Here is a 9,878-nt window from a genome sequence, read left to right as displayed (position 1 = left end):
GGCGGGATCCGCAGCACCCGCGGGCCCTCGACGCCGTCCAGCCGGGCCGCGCTCACGTCGGCGTGCCGCGCGCAGACGCTGGACACCGTCCAGCCCGGCGGCGCGGTCTTGGCGAGCGCGGGGAGCAGCTCCGCCGTGTAGCGCCCGGTGCCACCGGGCACGGGCGCGAGGAGCTGCTCGGCGAGCACGACCAATCTGGGCACGCGGCTATTGTGCGGGACGTGACCGCGAATCCCGCCACCACGGTGGTCGTCGTGACCTGGCGGGGTGCCGGGCACGTCACCGCCTGCCTCGACGCGCTCGCCGCGCAGACGCGTCCACATCGGACGCTCGTGGTGGACAACGCCTCCGACGACGGCACCGCCGCCCTGCTCGAAGCCCATCCTTCGCGTCCGCAAGTAATTCGCCTGCCGCGCAACACCGGGTACGCGGGCGCCCTCGCCGTCGCGCTGAAGAAGGTCGGGACGCCGCTGATCGCGTGGCTGAACGACGACGCCGAGCCGGCCCCGGACTGGCTCGCGACGCTGGAGGACACCCTCGGGAAAGCGCCGCTGGCCGCCGCGGCGACGTCGCTGCTCGTGCGGCCCGACGGCACCACCCAGTCCGCCGGCGTCCGGCTGACCGCCGACGGCCACGGCGCCGACCTCACCGAGCCCGCCAAAGAGGTGTTCGCCTTCTGCGGCGGCGCGGCCCTCCTGCGCGGCGACGCCCTCCGCGGCATCGGCGGCGTCCCGGCGGCCTTCTTCTGCTACTACGAGGACACCGACACCGCGTGGCGGCTGCGGCTGGCCGGCTGGGACGTCGTCGCGGCGCCGGACGCCCGGGTCCGGCACGCCCACGGCGTCAGCAGCAAGCCCGGCTCGCCGCTGTTCCACCGCTGGAACGAGCGCAACCGGCTGCTCATGCTGCTGCGCTGCGCGCCCCGCGGCGTCGCGGTGAACCAGCTGGTCAGGTTCGCCGTGTTGACAGCGGTGCTGCCGCTGCGGGGCCGCCCGGCGGCGGCGAACTTCCGGTTCGGCCTGCGCTGCCGCGTCCTGGCCGAGGTGGCCGCGCGGCTACCAGCGACGTTGCTCGCCCGGCGCAAGATCGGCCGCGGCGCGGCGCTCGGCCGAGGCGCGGTCTGGGAGGCTTGGGCGGGCCTTTAAGCTGGCGCCCACCCGACGAAGGAGCAGGCTTTGGCGCAGGGGGAACCGCAACCGCTCGTCTCGGTGATCGTGGTGAACTACCACGGCGCCGACGACACGATCACCTGCCTGCGCGCGCTCGCCGAGCACGACTACCCCGAGCTCGAGCTGATCTGCGTCGACAACTCGGACGAGGCCGCGCGCATCCGCGAGGCCGTCCCCCAGGCGCAGGTGATCGAGGCCGGCCGCAACACCGGCTTCGCGGGCGGCTGCAACCTCGGCGCGAAGCACGCGAAGGGCACCGTCCTCGGCTTCCTCAACAACGACGCCCGCCCGGCGCCCGGCTGGGTCGCCGCGGCCGTTGCCGAACTGCGCGCCCAGCCCCGCGTCGCCGCCGTGGCCAGCAAGGTCCTCGACTGGGACGGCACCGGCACCGACTTCGTCGACGGCGGCCTCACCTGGTTCGGCATGGGCTACAAGCGGCACGCGGGCTCGCCGCTGGCCGACGTCCCGGCCGCCGAGCACGAGGTCGCGAAGGACGTCCTGTTCGGCACCGGTTCGGCGATGTTCGTCCGGGCGAGCGTGTTCGCCGAGCTGGACGGCTTCGACGAGCGGTTCTTCATGTTCTACGAGGACGTCGACCTCGGCTGGCGGCTCAACCTGCGCGGCTGGCGCGTCCGGTACGTGCCGGAATCGCTCACCTACCACCGCCACCACGGCACGATGTCCGCTGTGGACGCGCCGGAGACCGGCCGCGAGACCTTCCTCCTGGAGCGCAACGCCCTCGCCGCGCTCTACAAGAACCTCTCCGACGAGACCCTGGCCCGTGCGCTGCCCGCGGCGCTCGCGCTCGCCGTACGCCGGGCGACCGCCCGCGGCGAGCTGGACGCGACCCAGCTCGACCTCGAACAGGGCGTCGGCCCGATCGAGTCCGGCGACGTCGCCGTCCCGCGGACGACGCTGGCCGGGCTGCTGGCCATCGACCAGTTCGTCGAGCAGCTGCCGTCGCTGGCCGAATCGCGGAAGGCCGAGCAGGCCGCCCGCGTCCGCACCGATGCCGACCTGCTTCCGTTGCTGCGCAAGGCGTTGGAGCCGGCCTACCCGCTGCCGCGCTACCTCGCCGCGCACGACATCCTCGTCGAGGCGTTCGGCATCGAAAAGGCGTTCGGGCAGCGGCGCCGGATCCTCGTGATCACCGGCGACGCGCTCACCGAGCGGATGGCGGGCCCGGCGATCCGCGCCTGGAACATCGCGCTGGCGCTGGCCGCGGAGCACGACGTCCACCTCGTCACGACGAACCCGCTCGCCACGCCGCCGCCCGCGCCGTTCCGCGTCAGCGCCGGCAAGCACCGCGAGCTGGACGCGCCGATCGACTGGGCCGACGTCGTCGTCCTGCAGGGGCACGTGCTCGAACTCGCGCCGACGCTGAAGAAGCAGCACAGCGGCAAGATCGTCGTCGCCGACCTCTACGACCCGATGCACCTGGAACTGCTGGAGCAGGGCAAGGGCGTCGCCGACGACCAGCGCGCGGCCGACCTCGCGGGCGTCACCCGCGTCCTCGACGCGCAGCTCGAGCGCGGCGACTTCTTCCTCTGCGCGTCCGAGCGGCAGCGGCACTTCTGGCTCGGGCACCTGGCCGCGCTGGGCCGGCTTTCGCCGCGGCTCTACGACGCCGACCCGACGACGCAGTCGCTGCTCGCGGTCGTCCCCTTCGGACTGTCGCCCGAACCGCCGGTGCGCACCGGGCCGGGCCTGCGCTCGTCGCTGGGCATCGGCGGCACCGACCACGTCGTGCTGTGGGCGGGCGGGGTGTACAGCTGGTTCGACCCGCTGACCCTGGTCCGCGCGATCGACGAGCTGCGCCGCCGCCGCGGCGACGTCCGGCTGGTGTTCCTCGGGATGAAGCACCCGAACCCCGAGGTCGCCGAGATGGACATCGGCACCCGGACGATCCGGCTCGCGGATTCGCTGGGGCTGACCGGCAAGCACGTCTACTTCAACGAGCAGTGGGTGCCCTACCACGAGCGCCAGAACTGGCTGCTCGACGCGAACTGCGGTGTGACGACGCACTACGAGCACGTCGAGACCACGTTCGCGTTCCGCACCCGCGTCCTGGACTACCTGTGGGCCGGGCTGCCGATCGTCACGACCGACGGCGACGCCTTCGCCGATCTGGTGCGGGCGGAGAGGCTCGGCGTCGTCGTCCCGGCCGAGGACGCTTCCGCGCTGGCGGACGCGCTCGAAAAGGCGTTGTACGACGAGGAGTTCGCGGCGGCTTGCGTCGAGCGGATCGCCGTCGTCGCGCAGCGGTTCGCGTGGCCCGAAGCGCTCAAGCCGCTGGTGGAGTTCTGCCGCGACCCGCGCCCGGCGGCCGACCGGCTGCCCGGGTCGGCCGACCTGGTGAAGACGCCGGCGGTGCGCGGCCGGGCGCTGCTGCGCCGCGACGTCGACCTCGTCCGCGAGTACCTGGCCGCGGGCGGTGCCGGCGAGCTGGCCCGGCGCGCGGGCGGCCGGGTGCTGAAGGTCGCGAAGCAGCGGTTGCGCCGTGGCTAGGTCACTCCGCGTCCTCCTCGACGGCACCCCGCTCCTCGGCGCCCGCACCGGGATCGGCCGGTACACGGCCGCGCTGAGCGAAGAACTGATCTCGATCCCCGAGGTGGACACGCGCGCGGTGGCGTTCACGCTGCGCGGCTGGCGGCGCCTGCGGCACGTCCTCCCCTACGGCGCCCGCGCCCGCGGGATGCCGGTGGCGGCGCGGCTGCTGCGGATGGCGTGGCTGCGTTCGGACTTCCCGCCGGTGGAGCTGTTCGCCGGCCCGACCGACGTCGTGCACGGCACGAACTTCGTGCTGCCGGGCCGGTTCCGGGCGGCGGGCGTGGTGACGATCCACGATCTGGCCTTTTTGGACAATCCCGCGGAGCTGGCGCCGAGCGACCGCGAACTCCCGGAACTCGTCCGCCGCGGCGCCCGCCGGGCGAACGTGATCTGCACCCCGACGGCGGCGGTCGCGGACTCGGTGGCCGAACGCCTCGACGTCTCCCGCGAGAAGATCGTGGTGACCCCGCTGGGCGTGAACCCGGCGTGGTTCACCGCGCGCCCACCGGACGACGAGCGCCGCGCCCGCCTGGGCCTGCCCGCCCGTTACCTGCTGTTCGCGGGCGCCGCCGGCCCGCGCAAGGGCCTGGACTGGCTGACCCGCGCCCACGACGCGGCCCCGGACCTCCCGGACCTGGTGTTCGCCGGCCCGGGCCCGTTCCCGCACGGCCCCCGCCGCCGCCAGACCGGCTACCTGTCCGATGTGGACCTGCGCACGGTGGTGGCGGGCGCGTCGGCACTGGTTCTGCCGTCGCGCGACGAGGGTTTCGGCCTGCCGGTGCTGGAGGCGATGGCTTCGGATGTCCCGGTGGTCTGCACGGACATCCCGGCCCTGCGCGAGGTGGCGGGCGACTGCGCGAGCCTGGTCCCGTACGGCGACGTGGACAGCCTGGCCGACGCACTGAGGACGGCGGTGACCGACCCGCACGCGGTGGCGACGTCGGCGGCCCGCCGCACGCACGCGGCGGGCTTCACGTGGCGCACGTGCGCGGAACTGACGGTGGGCGCGTACCGCCTGGCCTCCGGCCGTCACTGACCTTTGTAGACGGAAAGCACCTCGCTGAGCCCGCCGCTCGCGCGGATCCTGCCTTCGTCCATCCAGACGGCGTCGGTGCAGAGTTCCCCGAGCAGTTCGTCCGAGTGCGAAGCGAACACGAGGATCCCGGAGCGGCGGGCGAGGTCGACCAGGCGCTCGCGGGCCTTGGCGAGGAAGGCCGCGTCGATCGCGCCGAGCCCCTCGTCGAGGATGAGGATCTCGGGGTCGATGGTGGTGACGACGCCGAGCGCGAGCCGCACGCGCATGCCCGCGGAGTAGGTGCGCAGCGGCAGGTGCAGGTAGTCGCCGAGTTCGGTGAACTCCGCGATGTCGTCGACCCGCTTCTCCATCTGCGCGCGGCTCATGCCGAGGAACAGGCCCCGGATCAGGATGTTCTCGCGGCCGGAGACCTCGGGGTCGAGGCCGACGCCGAGGTCGAACACCGGCGCGATCCGCCCGGCGACCCGGGTGTGCCCCCGCGTCGGCTCGTAGATGCCGGCGAGCAGCCTCAAAAGCGTGGACTTGCCGGCGCCGTTGTGCCCGACCAGCCCGACTCGGTCACCGTCCTCAAGGGACAGCGTGACGTCCTGCAGGGCTTCGATGATCGGCGTTTTCGCGCCGGTGCCGATCTTCCCGCCGACCTTGCCGAGCACCCGTTTCTTCAGCGACCGGGTCTTGGCGTCGAAAATCGGGAAGTCGACGTAGGCGTTCCGCACCTCGATGCTCACCACTGCTGCCACCCCTCCACGGCTCGAATGCGAACGCAAGTTATCATTCGCATCTAAGCCATCGACAATGGGAGGTATCCGTGCCACCGGGCTTTCACCCGCCCCAGCAGGCCCGCAGCCGGGCGTCGCTGGAGAAGGTGCTCGCCGCCGCCGAGCACGTGCTGGCCCACCGCGGGCACGAGGACTTCACCCTCGGCGCGGTGGCCGGGCAGGCAGGCTTGTCGGTGGGCGCGATCTACCGCCGGTTCGCCGGCAAGGAGCAGCTCCTCTACGCCGTGAAGGACCAGCTGCTCACGCGCCTGGAAACGAACGTCGCCGACGCGCTCCGCGAGTCAGGCCCGCACGACGTCGTCGCCGCCTTCACGCGGGCCCTGGCGGAGACCTTCGCCGCTCACGACCGGATCTTCCCCGAGCTGCTCGACGGCCAGCGCGCGGACGGCCGTGAGCGCGGGCTCCAAGCCCTGGCGGCGATCCAGCGCGCCTTCGTCGAAGCCGCGGGCGACAGCCAGGCCGTCCGGATGACGGCCCGGACGGTCATCGGCGCCTGCGTGCACCGCGCCGCCACCTGCCGCTACTGGCCCGACGACCTGGACTGGACCACGTGGGCCGCCGAGACGACCGAACTCGCGCTCGCCTACTTGGCGGCCGCGAAGTAGGCGTCCAGCGCCTCCTCCCACGGCCGCATCGGCGTCAGCCACGCCGCTTTCCACGACGCCGGCGACAGCACCGAGTACGCCGGCCGCGCCGCCGGTCGCGGGAACTCCTCCGTCGTGCACGGGTGGACTCGCGCGGGATCCGCGCCCAGCCGCGTGAAAACCGCGCGGGCGAAGCCGCACCAGCTCGTCGAACCGGCGTTCGTGCAGTGCAGCACGCGGGCTTCGGGTCCGTCCCCGCCGGCCACGCGGGAGGCCAGCTCCAGCAGGCCCGCCGCCAGGTCCGCCGTCCACGTCGGACCGCCCACCTGATCGTCCACAACGGACAGCGTGTCCCGCGAAGCTTCCAGTGCGGCCATGGTCTTCACGAAATTCGACCCGGACTTGCCGTACAGCCAGCCGGTCCGGACCACCCACGACGCCGCGCCCGACCCGAGCACCGCGTCCTCGCCCGCCGCCTTCGTGCGGCCGTACGCCGAACGCGGGCCCAGCTCGTCGGAAGGCTCGTACGGCGCCGAAGCGTCGCCGGAGAACACGTAGTCCGTCGACACGTGGATCAGCGGCACGCGCCGGGCCGCGCACGCCGCCGCCAGCACCCGCGGCCCGTCCGCGTTCACCGCGAAAGCGCGTTCTTCGTCCTTCTCCGCCGCGTCGACCGCCGTGTACGCCGCCGCGTTGACGACCACCGGCGCCGAACCCGTTTCCCGCGCACGGTCGGCCAAGGCGCCGACCGCGGCGAGGACCTGGCCCGTCGCCGTCACGTCGAGGTCCGCGGACCCCGGCGCCACGACGTCCACCGAAGGGGACGCCAGCGCGGCGAGATCCCGGCCGAGCTGCCCGGAACCGCCGGGCACGAGAACCGTAAGCCGCACAGGAAAGTCCTTACTTCTTCAGCGCGGCCCGCTCCGCCAGGGGCTCCCACCACGCGCGATTGTCCGTGTACCAGGCCACTGTCGCGGCCAGACCGTCCTCGAAGGACACGCGCGGAGCGTACCCCAGCTCCTGGTTGATCTTCGTGATGTCCACCGAGTACCGGCGGTCGTGGCCCTTGCGGTCTTCGACCGGTTCGACGCTCTCCCAGCCGGCGCCCACCGCGGCCAGCAGCCGCTCCGTCAGCTCGCGGTTGGTCAGCTCGGTGCCGCCACCGATGTTGTAGATCTCGCCGGGCCGCCCGCCTTCGGCGACCAGCTGGATGCCCTGGCAGTGGTCGTCCACGTGCAGCCAGTCACGGACGTTCAGCCCGTCGCCGTAGAGCGGCACCTTCCGCCCGTCCAGCAGGTTGGTGACGAACAGCGGGATGACCTTCTCCGGGAACTGGTACGGACCGTAGTTGTTGGAACACCGCGTGACGCAGACCGGCAGCCCGTGCGTGCGGAAGAACGACCGCGCCACCAGGTCGGACGACGCCTTCGACGCCGAGTACGGCGAGTTCGGCTCCAGCACGTGGTCTTCGGTCCACGAGCCTTCCGCGATCGAGCCGTACACCTCGTCGGTGGACACGTGCACGAACTTGCCGACGCCCGCTTCGACGGCCGCCTGCAGCAGGTTCTGGGTGCCGAGCACGTTCGTCAGCACGAAGTCGGCGGAGCCGAGGATCGAGCGGTCCACATGGGACTCCGCGGCGAAGTGCACGACCAGGTCCACGCCCCGCATGACGTCGGTGACCAGCGCGGTGTCGCAGATGTCGCCGCGGACGAAGCGCAACCGCGGGTCGGCGGCGACCGGGGCCAGGTTGGCTTCGTTGCCGGCGTAGGTGAGCTTGTCCAGCACCACCACCTCGGCGTCACGCAGCGCCGGGTAGGCGCCGGTGAGCACCTGCCGGACGTAGTGCGACCCGATGAAGCCCGCACCACCGGTGACCAGGACCCGCATAACCCCGCCTTTCCTCGCGCCCCGGACGGGGCAATCCGCCCCCAGCCTACGGAGGTCCTACAACACCCTCAGTAGAGTCTCACTGGAGGCACACTGGTGCCCTGGGGGAAGCACGGGGTTCACAGGGGAGGAAGCGCGTGACCGAATGGCCTGCGCCGCCGGTCCCGGCGCGCCGTGGCAGCGGCGCCGCCCTCTTCGCGCGGCGTGGCGGCAAGGTCGTCGTGACACTGCTGTCCGTCGCGATCCTGGTCGTGACCTGGTACGGCTGGCACTTCATCGGTGACCCGAACAGCGGCCTGACCACCACGAACGTCTTCGCCGACACCGAGGCGCACGCGAAGCCGCTCGACGGCGCGATCGACATCCTCCTGGTCGGCCAGGACAGCCGCACCGACGCGCAGGGCAACCCGCTGCCCCGCGAGGTGCTGGACATGCTGCACGCCGGTGTCTCCGACGGCGAGCTGAACACCGACACGATGATCCTCGTGCACATCCCCCAGAACGGGAAGCACGCGATCGCGATCTCGTTCCCCCGCGACTCCTGGGTGGAGCTGGCGGGCGGCTACGGCAAGCACAAACTCAACAGCGCCTTTGTCTACGCGTACACGGACACTTACAAAACGTTGCAGCGCCAGGGCATGACCGACCTGAAGCAGGCCGACGCGGAAGCGAAGGTCGCCGGGCGGAAGAACCTGATCGCGACGATCGAGAAGTTCATCGGCAAGCCGGGCATGATCGACCGCTACGCCGAGGTGAACCTGGCGAGCTTCTACGAGATCACCAAGTCGATCGGCGGCGTCGAGGTCTGCCTCAACGGGCCGGTCAAGGAAGTGAAGTCCGGCGTGGACCTGCCGGGCGGGCGCCAGACGATCGAAGGCGTGCAGGCGCTCGCGTTCGTCCGCCAGCGCTACGGCCTGCCCAACTACGACCTCGACCGGATCGCGCGCCAGCAGGCGTTCCTGTCCGGCCTGGCCCGCAAGGTCATCTCCACCGACGTGCTGACCAGCCCGGGCAAGATCGCCGATCTCGTGGCGGCGGTCAAGAAGTCCGTCGTGCTCTCGCAGGGCTGGGACCTGACCGAGTTCGCCGAGCAGATGCGCGGCCTGACCGGTGGCAACATCGAGTTCCACACCATCCCGACGCTGGGCAACGCGGTGATCGGCGGCGCGGACGTGCTCCGCGTCGACCAGCCGTCGGTGGCTGCGGAGGTCGCGCGGCTGACGTCGGACGGCGACACCCCGGCAGCGCCGACGTCGACGCAGCTGCCGGGCGCGAAGGCCGTCACGGTGGAGCTGTTCGACGGCACGGGCGCCGCGACGCTGGCCGGGCAGACGCACGCGATGCTGCAGAGCAAGGGCTTCACCCTCGCCGCGGACCAGAAGCTGAGCACCCGCAACACGACGATCGTCCGGTACAACCCGGCCGACGACACCGCGCTGGCGCTCGTCAAGCAGGCGCTGGGCACGACGGTCCAGGCCGAGCCGGACCGCGACGTCACGGCCGGGCACGTGCGCGTGCTGCTCGGCAAGGACTTCCGGAACTCGGCCGCCGCCCCGGGTGGCGCGCCGACGTCCACGGCCGCGAAGCCGCCGGCGTCCACTGCGACGCCCACCACCCCCGCCGCGCCGCCGATCACGGCGGGCGACGTCCCCTGCGTCAACTAGACTGCGTACGCAGGGTGGCCGGGGGAGGTAGTCCAGGGTGGAAGACGAGCAGGAAAAGCCGGATGCGGCCGCCGAGCCGGTGACGGAGAGCGACGACGACTGGAAGCCGTCGCCGTTTCCGCGGGCGGCTCCCGCCGCGACGCCGTCGCGCGCGCGAAAAGCCGGCCGGGTGACCCGCCGGGTCGCGCTCGGGCTGGTGTCGCTGC

Annotated in this window: 8 protein-coding genes and 1 pseudogene; 5 read left to right on the top strand and 4 right to left on the bottom strand. The window is 72.3% G+C overall.

All coding sequences use genetic code 11. The features are described 5' to 3' along the window. Positions 1-203, bottom strand: a pseudogene (locus G3I65_RS15775) (glycosyltransferase family 1 protein); the annotation flags it as partial. A gap of 9 nt (positions 204-212) precedes the next feature. On the opposite strand from G3I65_RS15775, the gene G3I65_RS15770 reads away from it, so the two are divergent. Genes G3I65_RS15770 through G3I65_RS15760 form a run of 3 tightly spaced genes read left to right on the top strand, consistent with a single transcriptional unit; the run spans position 213 to position 4,755 of the window. Beyond that, positions 213-1,145, top strand: a complete 933-nt coding sequence (locus tag G3I65_RS15770) for a glycosyltransferase family 2 protein (protein ID WP_309235487.1) — start codon at positions 213-215, stop codon at positions 1,143-1,145. 30 nt (positions 1,146-1,175) lie between these two features. Next, the gene (locus tag G3I65_RS15765) at positions 1,176-3,677 is read left to right on the top strand and encodes a glycosyltransferase (RefSeq protein WP_160696779.1); all 2,502 of its coding nucleotides are present in this window, start codon (positions 1,176-1,178) and stop codon (positions 3,675-3,677) included. Beyond that, positions 3,670-4,755 carry a glycosyltransferase family 1 protein gene (locus tag G3I65_RS15760; RefSeq protein WP_160696778.1) on the top strand — a complete coding sequence of 362 codons (1,086 nt, stop codon included), beginning with the start codon at positions 3,670-3,672 and terminating at the stop codon, positions 4,753-4,755. Before G3I65_RS15765 ends, G3I65_RS15760 begins: the two co-directional genes overlap by 8 nt. Here the strand turns inward: G3I65_RS15760 and G3I65_RS15755 are convergent. After that, a complete protein-coding gene (locus G3I65_RS15755; protein ID WP_160696777.1) occupies positions 4,749-5,486 on the bottom strand; it encodes an ABC transporter ATP-binding protein in 738 nt (245 codons plus the stop codon). The two genes, G3I65_RS15760 and G3I65_RS15755, sit on opposite strands and share 7 nt — an antisense overlap. 77 nt (positions 5,487-5,563) lie before the next feature. Between G3I65_RS15755 and G3I65_RS15750 the strand changes: the two genes are divergently transcribed. Continuing rightward, positions 5,564-6,139, top strand: a complete 576-nt coding sequence (locus G3I65_RS15750) for a helix-turn-helix domain-containing protein (RefSeq protein ID WP_309235484.1) — start codon at positions 5,564-5,566, stop codon at positions 6,137-6,139. Here the strand turns inward: G3I65_RS15750 and rfbD are convergent. Together rfbD and rfbB are read right to left on the bottom strand one after the other, a co-directional pair. Next, entirely contained in the window at positions 6,118-7,008 is an 891-nt protein-coding gene (gene rfbD, locus G3I65_RS15745; protein WP_160696776.1) for a dTDP-4-dehydrorhamnose reductase, read from the bottom strand. The genes G3I65_RS15750 and rfbD overlap by 22 nt on opposite strands. Positions 7,009-7,018: 10 nt before the next feature. After that, positions 7,019-8,008 (bottom strand): dTDP-glucose 4,6-dehydratase, encoded by a 990-nt coding sequence (rfbB, locus tag G3I65_RS15740; RefSeq protein WP_160696775.1) that lies wholly within the window; start codon positions 8,006-8,008, stop codon positions 7,019-7,021. Between the two features lie 137 nt (positions 8,009-8,145). On the opposite strand from rfbB, the gene G3I65_RS15735 reads away from it, so the two are divergent. After that, positions 8,146-9,672, top strand: a complete 1,527-nt coding sequence (locus G3I65_RS15735) for an LCP family protein (RefSeq protein ID WP_160696774.1) — start codon at positions 8,146-8,148, stop codon at positions 9,670-9,672. Positions 9,673-9,878 lie beyond the last annotated feature (206 nt).

Origin of the sequence: Amycolatopsis sp. SID8362 (assembly GCF_010550475.1) — a bacterium.
GTDB lineage: Bacteria > Actinomycetota > Actinomycetes > Mycobacteriales > Pseudonocardiaceae > Amycolatopsis > Amycolatopsis eburnea.
Note: the sequence above shows the minus strand (reverse complement) of the source record. Positions and strands in the feature narration are given on the sequence as shown.

Excerpts from the sequence above, each read along its gene's own strand:
- rfbB (WP_160696775.1), bottom strand. The coding sequence starts at position 8,008 with ATGCGGGTCCTGGTCACCGGTGGTGCGGGCTTCATCGGGTCGCACTAC.